The 17039-nt window shown below is 47.5% G+C and carries 19 protein-coding genes; 7 read left to right on the top strand and 12 right to left on the bottom strand.

From position 1 onward, the window contains the following. Positions 1-110: 110 nt before the first annotated feature. The 5 genes from C7R92_RS28770 to fabL all read right to left on the bottom strand — a co-directional run bounded on the left by C7R92_RS28770 (position 111) and on the right by fabL (position 5063). Positions 111-1331 carry an MFS transporter gene (locus tag C7R92_RS28770; protein WP_106836529.1) on the bottom strand — a complete coding sequence of 407 codons (1221 nt, stop codon included), beginning with the start codon at positions 1329-1331 and terminating at the stop codon, positions 111-113. Positions 1332-1355: 24 nt separating this feature from the next. Then, on the bottom strand, positions 1356-3137 hold the full coding sequence (locus tag C7R92_RS28765; protein WP_106836528.1) for an ABC transporter ATP-binding protein: 1782 nt from the start codon (positions 3135-3137) through the stop codon (positions 1356-1358). A gap of 57 nt (positions 3138-3194) precedes the next feature. Beyond that, a complete protein-coding gene (locus C7R92_RS28760; RefSeq protein ID WP_007729805.1) occupies positions 3195-3731 on the bottom strand; it encodes a DUF402 domain-containing protein in 537 nt (178 codons plus the stop codon). A 48-nt stretch (positions 3732-3779) separates the two neighbouring features. Then, complete coding sequence (locus C7R92_RS28755; RefSeq protein WP_017250148.1) at positions 3780-4193, bottom strand: GNAT family N-acetyltransferase; 414 nt, start codon at positions 4191-4193, stop codon at positions 3780-3782. A gap of 111 nt (positions 4194-4304) precedes the next feature. Further along, positions 4305-5063: an enoyl-[acyl-carrier-protein] reductase FabL gene (gene fabL, locus C7R92_RS28750; protein ID WP_017250147.1), complete on the bottom strand. Its 759-nt coding sequence runs from the start codon at positions 5061-5063 to the stop codon at positions 4305-4307. 196 nt (positions 5064-5259) lie between these two features. Between fabL and C7R92_RS28745 the strand changes: the two genes are divergently transcribed. Continuing rightward, entirely contained in the window at positions 5260-5484 is a 225-nt protein-coding gene (locus tag C7R92_RS28745; protein ID WP_106836527.1) for a hypothetical protein, read from the top strand. 49 nt (positions 5485-5533) lie between these two features. Here the strand turns inward: C7R92_RS28745 and C7R92_RS28740 are convergent, their stop codons facing one another. Next, positions 5534-7501 (bottom strand): methyl-accepting chemotaxis protein, encoded by a 1968-nt coding sequence (locus C7R92_RS28740; protein ID WP_106836526.1) that lies wholly within the window; start codon positions 7499-7501, stop codon positions 5534-5536. A 525-nt stretch (positions 7502-8026) separates the two neighbouring features. On the opposite strand from C7R92_RS28740, the gene C7R92_RS32480 reads away from it, so the two are divergent. From C7R92_RS32480 to C7R92_RS28730, 3 genes are all read left to right on the top strand, one after another. After that, on the top strand, positions 8027-8179 hold the full coding sequence (locus tag C7R92_RS32480) for a hypothetical protein (protein WP_017250143.1): 153 nt from the start codon (positions 8027-8029) through the stop codon (positions 8177-8179). 142 nt (positions 8180-8321) lie between these two features. Continuing rightward, positions 8322-8480 carry a hypothetical protein gene (locus C7R92_RS28735; RefSeq protein ID WP_007729792.1) on the top strand — a complete coding sequence of 53 codons (159 nt, stop codon included), beginning with the start codon at positions 8322-8324 and terminating at the stop codon, positions 8478-8480. A 119-nt stretch (positions 8481-8599) separates the two neighbouring features. Continuing rightward, the gene (locus C7R92_RS28730) at positions 8600-9376 is read left to right on the top strand and encodes a Cof-type HAD-IIB family hydrolase (RefSeq protein WP_106836525.1); all 777 of its coding nucleotides are present in this window, start codon (positions 8600-8602) and stop codon (positions 9374-9376) included. A 37-nt stretch (positions 9377-9413) separates the two neighbouring features. Here the strand turns inward: C7R92_RS28730 and mutY are convergent, their stop codons facing one another. Together mutY and C7R92_RS28720 are read right to left on the bottom strand one after the other, a co-directional pair. After that, the gene (gene mutY / locus C7R92_RS28725) at positions 9414-10520 is read right to left on the bottom strand and encodes an A/G-specific adenine glycosylase (protein ID WP_106836524.1); all 1107 of its coding nucleotides are present in this window, start codon (positions 10518-10520) and stop codon (positions 9414-9416) included. A gap of 21 nt (positions 10521-10541) precedes the next feature. Further along, on the bottom strand, positions 10542-10832 hold the full coding sequence (locus C7R92_RS28720; RefSeq protein WP_106836523.1) for a hypothetical protein: 291 nt from the start codon (positions 10830-10832) through the stop codon (positions 10542-10544). A gap of 159 nt (positions 10833-10991) precedes the next feature. Between C7R92_RS28720 and C7R92_RS28715 the strand changes: the two genes are divergently transcribed. After that, entirely contained in the window at positions 10992-11981 is a 990-nt protein-coding gene (locus C7R92_RS28715) for a metal-dependent hydrolase (RefSeq protein WP_017250139.1), read from the top strand. A gap of 142 nt (positions 11982-12123) precedes the next feature. Then, positions 12124-12669, top strand: coding sequence for a pyridoxamine 5'-phosphate oxidase family protein (locus tag C7R92_RS28710; protein ID WP_106836522.1), 546 nt, complete (start codon positions 12124-12126; stop codon positions 12667-12669). Between the two features lie 54 nt (positions 12670-12723). Here C7R92_RS28710 and C7R92_RS28705 read toward each other — a convergent pair whose 3' ends face one another. From C7R92_RS28705 to C7R92_RS28690, 4 genes are all read right to left on the bottom strand, one after another. Next, entirely contained in the window at positions 12724-13170 is a 447-nt protein-coding gene (locus tag C7R92_RS28705; protein ID WP_167403240.1) for a carboxymuconolactone decarboxylase family protein, read from the bottom strand. 72 nt (positions 13171-13242) lie between these two features. Then, positions 13243-14130, bottom strand: a complete 888-nt coding sequence (sigJ, locus tag C7R92_RS28700; RefSeq protein ID WP_106836520.1) for an RNA polymerase sigma factor SigJ — start codon at positions 14128-14130, stop codon at positions 13243-13245. Then, entirely contained in the window at positions 14130-14924 is a 795-nt protein-coding gene (locus C7R92_RS28695; protein ID WP_106836519.1) for a dioxygenase family protein, read from the bottom strand. The genes sigJ and C7R92_RS28695 overlap by 1 nt, the downstream gene beginning before the upstream one ends. A 173-nt stretch (positions 14925-15097) precedes the next feature. Next, positions 15098-15706, bottom strand: a complete 609-nt coding sequence (locus C7R92_RS28690; protein ID WP_106836518.1) for a superoxide dismutase — start codon at positions 15704-15706, stop codon at positions 15098-15100. Between the two features lie 191 nt (positions 15707-15897). Here C7R92_RS28690 and C7R92_RS28685 point away from each other — a divergent pair, with 191 nt between their 5' ends. After that, positions 15898-16668: a sulfite exporter TauE/SafE family protein gene (locus C7R92_RS28685; protein ID WP_106836517.1), complete on the top strand. Its 771-nt coding sequence runs from the start codon at positions 15898-15900 to the stop codon at positions 16666-16668. Positions 16669-17039 lie beyond the last annotated feature (371 nt).

The raw sequence follows: 17039 nt of genomic DNA, 5'->3' as shown, positions 1-17039 counted from the left end.
CACCCTCCTGTCGGTTCAGGACCAGCCTATACGTCCTGATGGAATATGAAGTTATTCACACCGACTCGCCATCACAATGGAGGTGCACCTCTTTTCGCGAAAATTACCTTTTATTCTATTCCAGAATCAGAATGCTGTACAGATTTGTTTCGGAAAAAGCTGTAGTACACCCAGCCTGCGTTAATAAACAAGAAAGCACTCGTCATGTAAAAGACTCCGCTAATACTCACATAGCCTGCCAAAAAGCCACCAATCATCGGTCCAAGCATGCTGCCGATACTGACGAAGCTGTTGTTATAGCCGTAGACGCGACTGACCATATGTACAGGTGTTGCTCGTCGCAGCAAAGCATTGACGGATGGAAGCAATCCTCCCAGCGATAATCCTAACAAAAACCGGAGCGCGACCAATTGCCATACCGTATGTACCAGACCTTGTGGAATGAAGATGATTGCGGCAGCCAAAAGCGAGAACAAGAGCACCTTTTGCGAACCGAACCGATCTCCTAAACGCCCCAGCTGTGGAGAGGCAAAGACGTTTGCTACCCCCATGCATGCCTGGACAATACCGGCCCACAGTGCTACCTTTGCCCCTTCTGATCCAACCAATTGCGAAATGTAGATCGGCAACACAGGGATAATGCTAAACAACGCAAACTGGATCATTACGGTTACAAAAAAGAGCGCCGGGAGTTCTTTGGAAGAGAAGATCATCTGAAAATCTTCCCGTAGACTCGACCGTTCCTTTTTTTCAGGTGGAACAAAATTCTCTTTCACCATAAACGTAATGACCAAGGTCGCCAGTAATAATACGCAACCGGTAATCACAAAAATCATCCGAAAGCCGATCTTCTCCGCGAGAACACCGCCAAACAGCGGTCCCATAATGGTTCCTGCCGTAATAAAAGACTGAAGCAACCCAGTTGCCCAGCCAATTCGTTCTTTTGGTACAGAGGATGCTACCAATGCGGTACTGGCAGGGATGATTCCCCCTACAAGTCCATTGAGTAGCCGAAGGGCCAAAAGCTGCCACAGACTTCCCGCAAAACCGGTCAGTGCCATGGTAATGGACATGAAAAATCCCGAGCGCAAAATCATGATCTTGCGCCCGTGCTTATCGGCCAAATTTCCCCAAATAGGTGAGACGAGGCCCGCCGTCAAAAAGTTGGCTCCAAAAATAATCCCCGCCCAAGCCGTTACTTGATGAGGGTCTTCAATTCCGAAATCCTGCTGAATGTAAAGCGGTAAAAAAGGCATGATCATGCTCATCGCCACCATGACGAAAAACAAGGATCCGCAGAGTACATATAAATTACGGCGCCATATCTCCATCGGATTTCCTCCAATCCCATCTGCTTATCCCAGTTGCGGGTCGGATGTACTTCCTAGATCTTGCACACTCCACAGGCCATAATATACTCCCTTTCTCGCAAGCAATTGCTCATGCGTGCCTTCCTCAACGATTTGGCCCTCTTTCATGACAATGATTTTGTCCGCATGGGTAATCGTCGAAAGTCGATGGGCCACGATGAGCGTGGTTCTTCCTTTTGCCAACCTAGACAAAGACTCCTGAATCGTGTGCTCTGATTCCAAGTCGAGTGCAGACGTCGCCTCATCCAGGATCAGAATACCCGGGTCACGCAGGAAAACACGCGCAATCGCGATTCGCTGCTTTTGTCCGCCCGAGAGCTTCACGCCACGCTCTCCCAGCTCCGTATGGTACCCATTCGGTAATTCGCTAATAAAGTCATGGGCATTTGCCGCCTTCGCAGCTTCTTGTACAGCATTGTCATCCGCATCAGGATTGCCCATTAAAATATTCACTTTTGCTGATTCACTAAACAAAATATTATCTTGCTGCACCATCCCGATGTGGTAACGCAAATTTTGCTGCTTCACATCGCGGATATCGATGCCATCAATCGTAATTTTCCCTTCTGTCACGTCCCAAAAACGCGGCAGCAAGCTAATCAGAGAAGATTTTCCGCCGCCTGACATCCCGACAATTGCAACCGTTTCGCCAGAAGAGATGTTCAGATTCACATTGTTCAAGACGAGAGGGCCTTCCTCCCGATAGCGGAAGGACACGTTCTCAAAGCGGATTTCTCCGCGAATTCGTTTGGTTGCAGGGTCTACAGGCAGATCCCCTGCATTTGGCTTGTCAACGATATCGTATGATTCATCGATAAACTCGAACATCCGGTCCATCGAGGCAATTGCCTGAGTCAGTACCGTACTCGAATTGACCAGACGTCGCAGCGGCGTGTACAAGCGCTCCAAATAAGCATAAAACGCAACGAGCGTCCCTACGCTCATACTCCCGCCAATGACTTGGTAGCCAGCATAGGCAATGACCAGGAGCGGTGCGATATCCGTCACCGTATTGACCACGGCGAAGGTTCGGGCATTCCACCGCGTATGTGCCAGTGCCTTATCCAAAAACTGATTGTTCTCCTTGGCAAATTCCTTGCTCTCCTGCTTTTCTAATGCAAAGCTGCGGATGAGCGACATGCCGTTCACGCGTTCGTACAAATGACCTTGCAAATGCGCCAGTGCAGCAGAACGATCCTTTGTCAATTGACGCAAGCGCTTGTAGAAAAACTTGACGGAGATACTGTACAAAGGGAAAACGATAATCGCGACAATCGTCAGCTCCACGTCCATATAGAGCATGATCCCCATCGTCAGCGTAATCGTAATCAGGTCCAACCAAAGATTCATCAATCCCGTTTCCACGAAGCTTTTGGTTGATTCCACGTCGTTAATGACGCGAGAGATGATCTCACCCGTTTTTGTATTGTTGTAGTAGCGCATCGACAGTCGTTGTAAATGAGAAAACAATTGATTGCGGATGTCAAACAAGATACGACTGGATACCCACTGTGCATAGTATTGCCGGATGTACTCAACAGGGGCGCGAACGAGGGTAAATAACAAAAAGGCCCCCAGCATCAGCCAAAATAACTGTTTCAGTTTTTCCTCTTGAGGAAGCGGACTTGGCAGCAGGTCATCAATGACGTATTTGATAAGAAGCGGCAGAGCAAGTGGGATCGCAAACTTAATCATTCCAATAAATATAGTGCCCAATATTTGTTTCCAATAGGGCAGGACATAAGCCAAATAGCGGCGTATGCTCAACCATCATACCTCCTTTGCAAACAAGGAAATCCCTCCCCCGGTCATTCGGGAAAGGGATTATTCCTCATCATCTCGCACTAAAAGATAACGCTCGTACCAACGTTGGACGAAACCGTTTTGAAAAGGGCCACGTCGCGCGCTTACCCAATCCAGCACCTCTCGCAATGCTGTCTGCACTCTTTCCACAACAAATGGAGGATAGTTCATCTGTTTGCTATGTAAAAGAAACTCCTCTTCGTCGAGAATCGAGTACGTCATATCGGGAAACACTTTTACGTCGAGATCATAGTCTATGTAGCTAAGCAATTGTCCCTTCATGCTGAAGGGCGAACCAATGTTGCAATAATAATAAATACCGTCATCACGAATCATGGCAATGGTATTGAACCACTGGCCTCTACCAAATGTACAAATGGCCGGTTCACGCGTACGCCATTCCCGCCCGTCTGCTTCTGTCACCTTGACCCGATCATTTCCCCCAATCACCACCGCATCACTGGTATGAATCAACGTAGATTTGTCCCATATGCGGTGCAACGAATGGTCATGTTTATAACTTTCTATGCGGATATTGGAGCCCGGAGTTGGTGACATGACTCTCCCCTTTCTTCTCTTCTCTATTTGAATGGGGACAAGCCTCCTTTAAGAAGAGAGCTTTTTGGAAAGTGTAACATATTTTTGTACTTCATAGCCAAGTGAAAGGTAAAACGGAAGGACTTCCGGATTTGATTGATTGACCATGATCAAGACGTTATTGACACCTCGTTGCTTGAAACGCTTTTCAATTGCTTCAACGAGTTCGCGACCAATACCTGAGCCTTGCATCTCTGGAAGTACAGCCAATCGGTAGAAATAGGCACGTGCACCGTCGATCGTGCCAACCACGACCCCTACAACTCTGCCTTCCATTTCTGCAACCATTACCAGATCGCTGTCCCAAGCCAAATGCTGGGCCAAATCGTTCAATGACTCTTTGTCCGATTGGTCCAACCCCGTCTCCTGCCAAATACGTGTGATAGCCGAATAGTCACCGAGTCGAAACGGACGAATCAGCATGTGTTGCCTCCTTCGTAACCTTCTTCCTCTATTGTACAACACATGGACAACTTTGTCTTGTGTCGCAACACCACAAAGTCTCCAACTCCATACTCCATCTTCAATAAATCATTATGTCAAAAGAGAAATACCGCCGTCTACAATCAATGTTTGTCCGCGAACCATCCACGCTTTGTCAGAGAGCAAGAATATCACCGCATTAGCCAAATCTTCCGGCTCCACAATACGTCCTGCTGGCGTACGCTCTGCTGAGCTACCGAGCAATTCTTCACGATTCGGGAAATGTTTGAGTGCATCCGTATCCACCGCTCCGCCAGAAACAGCGTTTACTACAATATTATGCGGTGCGAGCTCGACTGCCAAATAACGAGTAATCGCTTCTACAGCTGCCTTCGATACGCCAACCGCTGTATAGTTGTCGAGAACGCGAATGGACCCAAGGCTGGACAAGCTCACGATTTTTCCGCCGTTGCCGCCCTTGATCATTAGTTTTGCCGCTTCTTGCGCACAGAACAACAGCGCCTTGCTGTTAATTTCCATGGTCCAGTCCCAATGGCTTTCTTCCAGCTCCATCAGCGGACGCAGTACACCCGATGCCGCATTGTTCACAAATACATCCAAGCGACCGAATTCCTGGTCAATTTCTGCGAACAACTCTTTGATTTTTGCTACATCCCCTACATTGGCTTTGATCAGATGGACACGAGCGCCCTTTGCTTCCAGCTCTGCTGCTGCTTCTCTTGCCGCAGTGCGGTTACGCAAATAGTTCAGCACCAGGTCATAGCCCTGTTCAGCCAATTGAAGCGCAATCGCTTTTCCGATTCCTCGCGTTCCGCCAGTAACCAGTGCTACTTTTTTCGTTGTATTCATAAAAAGATTACCTCCCGATCTGACCAACTATTAATAGCAGGTACTAATAAATAAAAATCACTCATTCATTATACAACTCCACCTGCGCTTTTTCTACCTGCGGAAAAAATCCCGGCATGACTTGATCCTCTCGACTATAGCCATACTAAGCTCGCAGTATCAGGCAAACCACTACCACATAAGGAGGAATGGCAGGGTGTACATAGGTCGGGAATTGTCTGAATTAACCATAGTGCCACTGGCTGATTGGGAAATGAATGAGCTGCTTTATTACCATCACAGCTTTTCACAACTGGCAGCTTACCTCAGTGCAGAAGGAGCCTCTCTTCACGTCAAAGTCATCCATGAGCTTGAATCCCGTGGGCCTGTGAATGGAGACAGCGGGGGATGGGATCATTCCTCGTCACCTATTTACGATTAAGTAAAAAACCCGGCTGCTCGTGTATGTAAACACGGCGCCGGGCTTATTTTTAGATACGGAATTTGCCGATCTGGTTTTGCAATTCCTCCGCGAGGTGTTCGAGAGAAACGGCTGAGGAAGCGATCTCTTCCATAGAGGCTAGCTGTTCCTGGGCAGCTGCGGATACACTTTGTGTTCCATCAGATGCTTGCAGTGTCACTTCGGAAATATGGCCAATGATCTCAACCACTTGCTGTGCCCTTGTAGAGAAATCACGCGTCGCTTCAGATACCTGACCGATTTTCTCTGCCACTTCATTGACGGCTGATTGAATTTGTTCGAAGGACTGGCCAGCTTCGTTCACTTTTTCAATACCTTCCGTTACTTCACGCTTGCTCTGATCCATAACGATCACAGCATGGTTTGTCTCCGCTTGAATCGCGGTGATCAGTTGACTAATTTGTTGTGCCGAGCTTGCGGATTGCTCTGCCAGCTTGCGTACCTCATCAGCCACCACAGCAAAGCCTCGTCCATACTCCCCTGCTCGAGCCGCTTCGATTGCCGCATTTAGTGCGAGCAGGTTGGTTTGATTAGCGATGGCAGTAATCACATCCACGATGTTTCCGATTTCTTGGGAACGCGTCCCCAGATTATCCACAACTTTTGCCAGACCGTGAATCGATTCGCTGGATGCGTTCATTTGCAACACAGCCGATTGAATGGCTTTGTTTCCGGCCACTGCCAAGTCCGACGAATCCTGGGCTGCGGTGAATACATTTTGTGTATGCTCTACAATCTGACCGATTCTTGCCGACATTTGTTCGACTGCTGCGTTCCCCTCCTGCGTATGGGAGACTTGCTGCTCGGTTCCCTCCGCCATTTCTTGCATGGTCTCTGCGATCTGTTCTGTGGCTTTGCTTGTCTGATCCGCACTGGCCGCGAGCTGCTCTGCCGAAGAAGCCAGCTGCTGAACAGAATCATTCACAGAATGAAGCAAGGAACGAAGAGATTCCGCCATATGATTGAAGGCTTTGCCCAACGTACCCAACTCGTCGTCACTTCGTATATCTACTTGTTGTGTCACATCGCCTTGGCTCATTTTTTCCGCTGCTTCTGTCAACATGCGCAAAGGACGGAGTAAGGAGCGCAAAATCAGGTAAATGACTCCGCCAGCTGCCACCAGCGCTGCAATTATAATCACGACCATGGTGTGAAAAATTGGATTTGCTGCTTCTGCTGCTTCACTTTCATACATCACGCCTACAAGCTTCCAGCCCGTATTTTCATTCGTAGTAAACACGGCTTGGACGGGATTTCCCTCGTGATTAAATTGTAAACGTCCGGACTCTTCCGCATAAACAGTATCTGCCCAAGACTCTGCAACTTCAACGCCCGACTCTCCATTTGGATTGACAAGCATCTTGCGGTTTTTATCCAAAATAGCCATATATCCTTGCGTACCAATCTTCGCCTGCTTAACGGTTGTGTCCAGCGCAGTCAGTTGAATATCAATCCCAAAGACACCGGACTGATCAGGCAATGCCATGGCTATTCCCACGACGACTTTGCCCGTAATGGCATCAATGTATGGGTCCACAATGATACCCTTGCCAGGTTGCTTCATGGCTGCTATGTACCAATCTCTCTTTCGCGGGTCGAATCCGTCCGGGAGCTTGGAGCCGGTTGCGGTCATCATGCCGCCATTCTCGTCCCCGATATACGCTTCACTCACTTCCGGATTCATAGCGAGAAAGCGCTGTAATTTTTTTTGCGTATTTGTTCTGGTCTCTTCCATGATATCGTTGCGTACAATATCAGCAGCGACCCATTCCACATTCCTTGATTGTTCCAAAAGTGTACGATTCAAAAGCGCGTCTACTAAACGGACATTTTCAGAGGCAGTCGTAAGCAATTCATCTGACAACTCGGCCTTGGCACTCTGATACGAGAGCCATCCAAGTGTCAGCATGGGGATGACTAATATCGTGGAAAATGTAGCGATCAGCTTGGATTTAACAGTGAGTCTAGGTGTTTTCATTCACTGCATCACCTTTCTGCGTGTTATCATTGTCCTATATTAATACCCGGCATATGCATGAGTAAACCTAAAATTGCCAACCAAACGCACAAAAGTTTATTATTTATTATTTTTTATTATATTCAGAATATACTTTCTTCTAGAAATAGGTAAAAAATCGCTTTACAACAAGAAAAAAATGCCATATTCTAAGAGTACGTTCCACACACTACTACTACGGAAAGAAAGGAGGCAGCACAATGATGATGATAGCTATGAATCTAAAACCAGCTTTTATTGATCGTCTTGTGGATGTTCCAACTGAATATAGCAGCGCCTCCTGGGTCGACGAATTCCAGTAGTATTCGTACTCTTCAACATTTCTATTTCGTCTATTACCGACCACAGGTGTTGTTGCTTGTGGTCTTTCTATGTCCTTCAAAACGGCATGTCCGTTTTTGTTGCCAGAAGACCGCAGGCTTTCGCCCGTGGTCTTTTTCTTTCTCATCAATTAACATTTTCCACCTTGAAAGGGGGTGATTGGTAATGGTACTGAACTTTTTGCTTTTCACAGTCAAGATTGAACGCAATAAGGAACAAGCGGAGACACTTTTCGCAGAATCTGCTCGCTGTCGCTATCTCGAAGAACGCGCCGAAGAACATGCTTTTCAAGCAGCACAATTTGTGAGCCGCATTTAATGGACGAAACACAATTACTTGACTACAGGAGGGATTTTAGTATGAAAAACAAACAACGGCGTCAGATGATGAGGTTTACGGGAGTCAAAGCGATAGATGGTAGCTGACTGCACCAAACTAACGGGATGGGAGGGATACACTCATGTACATTCCAATGATTTTCTTCACAATCATCATTGAGAAACGGAAATTGACACCGAAGCAAATTGAAGCAAAATACATGCAACAGCAAGCGCTGAAACGCATCGAAGAACAAAAGCATCAGATCGTCACACAATTTCCAGAGTTTTTGATTCGCTAAAAAGAAACGGTTTTACAAAGATCATGTCTGCGGGGGCATGATCTTTTTATTTTCCACTGCTCTTCCCCTCTCTCGAAGCTTTATAATGGATTCAAAAGAGAACAGTGGGGAGTGAAATCATGGAGTATCAAATCGTCTTTTTAGACATTGATGGAACACTCGTCAACGAAGAGAAAATCATACCACCGGATACTCTCGAAGCCATTCAAGAGCTGCAAAGAAACAAGATCGAGGTCGTCCTAGCAACAGGCAGAGCTCATTATTATTTTGACGAGCTTGCCCAGCAGTGCGGCATCGATTCGTATGTCAGTTGCAATGGCGCATATGTCGTCTATCAAGGAAAAACCATTTATGATCGCCCCATCCCGACCACAACACTAGATCAATTGCAGCAGATCGCAGACCAGCACGACCATCCCATCGTGTTTCAAGGCAGTACGGCGGGCTTTTCTACCCATAAGCAGCATCCTTATTTGGATTGGACCTTTCAGCAATTGAAGCTTGATTCCCCTGATCACAATGCAAACTTCGCCCATTCTGAAAATATTTATCAGGCGCTGTTGTTTACACCAGAAGCGCACGAACAACAGTACAGAGAAGAGATTCCCGCTCTCTCGTTTATACGCTGGCATGAGTATTGTATGGATGTTTTTGCGAAAGGCGGTTCAAAAGCCCTCGGTATTGAAGCTCTCCTCTCGCATATCGGGCTTGCGCCAAGTAAGGCAGTTGCTTTTGGAGACGGTCTGAATGACAAAGAAATGCTGTCTTATGTCGGGATGGGAATCGCGATGGGCAATGCGCATGAAGCTTTGTTGCCGCATGCCAATTACGTAACACGGAACGTCGATGATGGCGGGATATCTCACGGCTTGCGTCACATCGGTCTAATGAAATAAAAGCTGCCGAAAAATGCTCGACAGCTTTGCCTAATCGTTATTTTTGTCCCAACAGCTCGCGAATTTTTTGATGCGCCATCGGGATGGTGTAAGCATCTAATTCCTCCCAAGCTGCGTATCTTGCATGAGCGGGGAGCTCTTCCCCTTCGATCCAGTCACAGGACCATACTTGCATGTTCCACTGCAAATGGGAGAAGACGTGCTGAACCGTACCAAGTGGCTGCATGACTTCTACATCGATTCCGAATCGTTCACGCAAACCAACTGCAAGTGCCTCCTGCTTGGCAGCATCACTTTCCTGTTCGGTTTCAACAGTAGGGAATTCCCACATGCCGGCGAGAAGCCCCTGATCGGGACGCTTGTTCATCAATACTTTGCCGTCGCGAATGATAATGCCTACTTGCAGATCAACAGGACGTGGAGGTTTGGCTTTGCCTTTGACCGGCAGCTCTTCTGCCACTCCCTCCTGACGGGCCATACAGTAGTCAAACACCGGACAGGTCAAGCATTGCGGAGTGCGCGGCACACAGACCATCGCTCCCAGCTCCATTAAAGCCTGATTGAAATCACCAGCTCTCCCCGCTGGAATGACCTGGCGTACGAGATGCTCGATTTTGATTCTCGTGGCAGGCTTGGCGATGTCGTCCGTTAAATACAGCAGACGTGAAAAGACACGCATAACATTTCCATCCACAGCCGGCTCTGCCTTTTCATAGGCAATGCTAAGAATGGCACCTGCTGTATACGGACCGACACCTTTTAGTGTAGCGATCTCTTCTGGTGTATCCGGCACAACTCCTCCATAGCGAACCGTTACCTCGCGGGCTGCGGCTTGAAGATTGCGCGCGCGGGAATAATAACCGAGCCCTTCCCACGCTTTTAAGACATCATCCTCGGGCGCTTTCGCTAAATCACTCACCGTCGGAAATTTCTCCATGAAATTCGCATAATAAGGTTTAACGGTCTCTACGCGTGTTTGCTGAAGCATGATCTCCGATACCCAGATTCGATATGGGTCTTTGTTGATCCGCCAAGGCAAATCCCGCTTTTGTGAGTCGTACCAGGCCAGCAAATCTTGGGCAAAGCCAAACACATGAAATTGTTCAGGAAGGGTATATTTCAAGCTTTCTTGTTTTCTTGCCATTTCCGTTTATTCTACTCCTTTTCATCCCAGTTCCGCGGGACGAAACGCCCACACATGCAGTTTCGCAGCTCCGCCGGAAATACAGTCGCAAAAGTCTTGATCTGCCAATCGGTTTGCCTTGATTTCTTCGTATAGTTGAACAGTCTCGACCTCAAACATTTCAACAAACAGACCGGGCTGATCCAAGCCCTCCATTGAACGATACTGACGTGCACCCATCGCTTCCATTCGCTCAGACATCGAGGAGAGCAATCGCAGAGCGTGACTCCGTTTTTCAGTATCCAACTTGTATTCAATGAAAACCGTTAGCATGCGACATGTTCCTCCTTTAACGATTCAACGCTTTCATCATACCCTTCCCACCCCGTGCGAACAAGCACACAAATATTTTCAGAACGGGCGGGAATTAAGCTTAGGCAAACGCTATAATAAACAATAAAAGTGGAAGGAAGGGAGGAAGACAACGATTCCATGGATACAGCCACACATTTTGCCATGGGCTTTGGGTTGGCCGGGCTCGCCTATCTTGATCCTGTCGTAGCTTCTACTCCGTCACTTGCAGTGGCCGTCATGATTGGTACGGTCATTGGCTCGCAGGCACCTGATTTGGATGGCTTAGTCCGCCTTCGTGGTACCGCTGCCTACATTCGCAACCACCGAGGTGTTTCTCACTCGGTTCCGGCTTTATTTCTCTGGACGGGAGCCATTTTCGTTCTCATCCAGGCCATGATGCCACAGCCCCATTGGCTGCATTTGCTCGGCTGGATATTCCTAGCCGTCTGTTTACACGTCTTCGTTGACTTGTTCAACTCCTATGGCACAAAGGGCCTGTACCCGTTTCGCGACAAATGGGTGGCTCTCAACGCCATTTTCATTTTCGATCCGTTCATTTTCGCTGCTCATCTCGTCGGCTTTATGCTATGGGCAGCAGGTGCGCATCCAGGACACGTCTTTTTATGGATTTACGTGATCATTGCCGGATACTATTACTGGCGTTGTCAGGCGCAAAGACGAACGACCGAGTTGGTTCGTCAGCGAATCGGCAAAGCTGGTACCTTCACCATCATCCCTACGCTTTCCTGGACGTATTGGACCTTCGTCGCCAAGACAGACCAGCATTGGTATGTAGGTGAAGTCATTTCAGGCGATGTCGTCATCCTGGACACCTTCTCCATCAAACCGGAAAATGAGCGGATTGCGGCAGCCAAGAAAAGCTACAAAGTCCAGTCCTTCCTCGCTTTTACCCATCATGTGCATGTAGAAACAAAGGAGCGCTCCTTTGGCTATGAGGTCAAATGGATTGATCTGCGCTACCGCTCCCGTTTTCAAGGGAAAAGTCACTACATGTTCGTCGCCGTGGTCTACCTCAATTTTGATCTGACCATCCGCGATTCCTTCGTCGGTTGGATCCACCACGGAGAAGAACAGCTTACCAAAAAATTGGATTCAAAACGCTCATAATCGACGAGACTGCCGCCCCTGCCAGTAGAGGGCGGTTATTTTTTTGTCATCTGACCTGTTCATTTTTACCAAAATTGCACCTGTTCTCCTAGTCAAATACCCATTACGATCAAAATAACAACGACAGACTGGGGGACTCGACATGATACCAATTCGTTATTCCAAGCGTACCATTACTGATCAGGAGCAAATTGACCAGTTTTTGCAAGTGGCTAAGGTCGGCCATCTCGGCTTGTCCAATGAAATCGAGCCGTACATCCTCCCATTGAATTTTGCATGGTGGAATGGATGTATTTATTTTCACGGCGCGGATTCTGGCAGAAAAATCGAGATGATGAATGGCAACAACCGTGTATGTTTCAGTGTTTGCGAGGAATACGGCACAATCGCCTCACCTGTGCCTGCCCATATCGATACGGCTTACATGAGTGTGTTTATCGCTGGGACAATCGAGCGTGTTTCTGAACCTGAGGAGATGCGCGATGCGATGCAATCCATGATCGACAAGTACGTACCCGGCTACTATTCAGAAGCGTTGCCTTTGCAGCATGTCATCAAGTATCGTTCTTCGATGGGAAGTACGACCGCCATCTTCCGGATTACGCCTACCGTGCTGACCGCCAAAGGCAATCCACTTTCTGAAGAGAAACAGTACTATCCAGGCAGAAAAGTCGAGATGGATGTATAGCCGAAAAAGACACGCTCCCTTTTCCTAAGAGCGTGTCTTTTTCTTGACTGATCTTTACTTATTATACGGAGCACTCATTCCTGTCGAAATCGCGATTCGGTTCCAGCTGTTGATCGTATTGATCGCCATAATCAAGGCAACGTACTGATTCTCGTCAAAATGCTCGCGGACCTGCTGATAGAGCTCTTCCGAAACTCCGTTAGCCGTAATGACAGTGACAGCTTCTGTCAGTGCAAGGACGGTCCGCTCTGCCTCTGTGTAAACCGCGGATTCTCTCCATAGGCTGAGTAAATAAATGCGTTGCTCTGTTTCACCGAGTTTGCGTGCATCCTGTGTATGCATATCCATGCAAAAAGCGCAGCCGTTGATTTGGGAAGCACGAATTTTGATCAGCTCAATCAGTTTTTTGTCCAAGCCGCTCTCATTCACGAAATTTTCCAGCTTGAGCATGGTTTGATACGCCTCAGGATTTGCTGCACGATGATTGAATCTAGCTTGCATCATTCATCTTTCCTCTCCACTCGAATTTGCTTTCAACCTCAAAGACGAGTGAAGCGTCCTTCTTGTGACGAATCATCCATTTTCTTTTTGCAAATGGGCAAGCTTATCTGGATTGACCATCATGTACAATCGTGAAATGCGATCTTCTTCATTCATTGTGATCTGGATGATCATTTTCAGCTGACCTTCGGAGTAGACGGCAATCCCATCTTGGCCATTGATCGAGCGAATCTGCATCGTAGCATGAGAAGCCCACCTCGGCCATACACCCATCCAGAAGGCAGTAATCCGCTCGTCTGAAAAGATGGGATGAATAGCCGCACGGACTTTCCCACCACCATCGCTGACAAACACAGCATCTTTTGTCAAAAGTCCGATCAACGACTTTGCATCTGATTGGGAAATGGCCTGCATCAGCTGTTCTACCAAGCTCGAAGTCTGATTCGACTGAGGGACGATCGCCTGATATCCTGCTTCAGCCAGCTTTTTTCTCGCAAGGCTAAACTTCTTACGACAGTTTACTTCGGTCATTTCGAGCATCGCTGCAATTTCGCTGTATTCGTAGTCGAGTGCCGTTCGGAGCACAAAAACGGCACGTAACGTCGACGGTAGATTCTCTAAGAGAACAAGCAAGCCATACGAGACTGTTTCTTCGGCAATCACTGTTTGCAAGGGATCATTGGTTTCCGAAGCGTCCAGCATCGGCTCCGGCAGCCATTCCCCTACATACTGCTCCCGCTTCCAACGGGCTGATTTTAATAAGTCCAGACAACGATTGGTCACAGCTTTGCACAGATAGCTTTTTACATGGTGAATGTCTTGGATGTCGGTACCTGCCAACGCAAGAAACGTATCCTGTACAATGTCCTCCGCCTCCGTTACCGAGCCAGTCATCCGGTACGCAAGGGAAAACAGTAATGATTTATACTCCCGATAAACATCCCCCATGTGCACTGTCATTATTTCGTATCACCAAACTGCCAAATGGTGTGACTGAGACTTCCATAGCGGATGCTCATATGCAGGCGCTTCGCTGTACGTTCATCGTCGGCAGCTCCCATGACATACACAAGCGGAACAAAATGCTCGGTTCCATACGCAGGAACAGCTTTTTCGGCATGTGGAGCAAGCTCGCGGTAGTTGGCAAGATCCTCGACATTCCAGTCAGTCAATGTTGTTTGCAGCCAGTCTTCGAATTGCTCCGCCCACTCAAAGGTAGCACTATCGGACTCTCTCAGGTTCATATAGGAAAAATTATGGACGGTTCCGCCACTGCCGAGGATCAGAACGTCTTTTTCCCGGAGCGGACTGAGTGCTTTACCGATCTGATATTGCTCTGTAACGGTCAGGTTCGGATTAACCGATAAGGCAACAACAGGAATATCTGCATCCGGATACATATGGCGCAGAATGACCCAATGTCCATGATCAAGTCCGCGTGTCGTGTTGAGAGCAACTGGCACGCCCGCTTCCTGAAGAAGGCGGACTGTTTCCTCCGCTATTTCTCGCTCTCCTTTTGCTGGATACTCAATCTCATACAACTCCTGCGGGAATCCGCCAAAATCGTGAATAGTCGGGAAGATATCCATCGTTCCCACCGTTTGCTCAAAAGCTTCCCAGTGAGCCGAAAACATGACGATTGCTCGCGGCTTGCGTGGGAGCAGGCTGGGCAATTGGTTCAGTGCTTCTGTATAGGCATTGTTTTCTATGGCAAGTAACGGGGCACCATGTGCAATGAAAAAAGACGGCATCATTTGCGTACACTCTCCTCTATACTTTTTAAACTTAGTTACTTTTAGTAAGTATTATATCTCATAATCACCACGGTTACAAGTGTATCCTAAATTGATGCCGTTTCTTTTCTCTGAACAAAAAAAGGCTTGCCGCTCTTAAAGAACGACAAGCCTTATGACAGGTAAAGTTACAATTACTTCGCTGCTGCGAAACGCTTGCTAACTTCATCCCAGTTTACAACATTCCAGAACGCGCCGATGTAGTCAGGGCGTTTGTTTTGGTAGTTCAGGTAGTAAGCATGCTCCCAAACGTCCAGACCAAGGATAGGTGTTTTACCTTCCATGATTGGGCTGTCTTGGTTAGGAGTAGAGCTAATTGCTACTTTTCCGCCTTCTGCAGTCAGCCAAGCCCATCCGGAACCGAAACGAGTAGTAGCTGCTTTTGCGAATTCTGCTTTGAAGTTGTCAAAGCTTCCGAAAGCCGCGCTGATTGCGTCAGCCAGTTCACCAGTTGGTGCGCCGCCGCCATTCGGGCTCATGATTTCCCAGAACAGTGTGTGGTTAGCATGGCCTCCACCGTTGTTGCGAACAGCAGTGCGGATGGACTCAGGCAGAGCATCCAGATTGCTGATCAGCTCTTCAATGCTTTTACCTTGCAGGTCAGCGTGTGCTTCCAGAGCTGCATTCAGGTTGTTAACATAAGTAGCATGGTGACGTCCGTGATGGATCTCCATGGTTTGCGCGTCGATATGTGGTTCCAAAGCGTTGTGTGCATAAGGCAATGCAGGAAGTTGATGTGCCATTGTAACATTCCTCCTCAAATTATGTAGGTCAAGCTTACGCCTTCATTATACTGTAAGCCAAACAGTTTTTCAACAAATCGGTATGCAAAGTATATTAATCTATTTATTATTTCAAAGATTTCTATCTTGAAAACAAAACCGAGCGTGCTAGACTTGGATTATTACAAACGAAGAAAATCAGGTGATATTTAGTGGAAATGGACTTATCAACGATCGTACTTCTCGCTGTCTTTGGATTCATTGCAGCATTCATCGACAGTACTGTTGGTGGAGGCGGACTCATCTCCCTCCCCGCTCTGCTCGGTCTAGGAATGCCACCGTACCTTGCTCTTGGCACGAACAAATTGGCTGGCACGATTTCATCAGCTACCAGTTCTTACACCTTTATCAAGAGCGGTAAATTTGACAAGAAGCTCATGCTGATCTTATTTCCCGTCTCCCTGATCGGCGCCTATTTCGGAGCGAAAACAGTTCTGTTCGTTCCCCAGGAGTTTTTGAAGTTCCTTGTCGTTATCATGATGGCACTCATTTTTGTTTACACCCTTTTCAACAAACGTTTCGGTCAAGATTCCAACTACAAGGGGCTGACCAAATTTACGCTCGGCATCGGGATTCCTTTTACCTTTTTAATCGGATTTTACGATGGATTTTTCGGGCCTGGAACTGGTTCGTTCTTTGTTTTTCTAATGGTGCTTTTGTTTGGCTATGATTTTGTAATTGCGGCCGGCAATGGCCGAATTTTGAATCTGGCCAGTAACATTTCAGCGCTTTTTGTCTTCACAATGGAGGGCAAGGTTGTCTTCATGACTGGTCTTATCATGGGTATCGCGATGCTGTTGGGCGCTAACCTCGGTGCCAAAATGGCCATCAAAACGGGGGTACGTTATGTTCGTCCATTGTTCTTGGTCGTATCCATTACCTTGATTGTGAAGATGGTATATGAGTTGATTTTTACTGGTTGATATAAAAAGACCTTCTTGCACGTTACTGTAGTGGTGGGGAGGAAACAGGAGAAAACGCTCAGCTTCTAGGGCCACCCGCTGTGGGATTGACTGCCCGACTCCATGCAAAAAGCGAAACCGCGTCCAAAGTAGTCCATTCAGGAAGTTTTTCAGAGGTGGACGCTAAAGAGCGTGTTTCGCTTTTTGCATTCCGTCTCGGTCGGCGTCCCTAAGATCTTCGCTTATTTCTCCTGTTTCCTCTACGAGCTTTCCATACTTAAACGGGTTTTAGAAGACTTTAAATCTTCAGCAACGACAGAGAAGAATATTTCCAGACGTAGCGACTTGTGGAGTCCTACCGAGCGGAGAAGGGATGAGCGGGCAAAAAGAAA

Source organism: Brevibacillus porteri (assembly GCF_003013475.1).
Lineage (GTDB): Bacteria > Bacillota > Bacilli > Brevibacillales > Brevibacillaceae > Brevibacillus > Brevibacillus porteri.
This window is presented reverse-complemented; position numbering and strand designations above follow the sequence as displayed.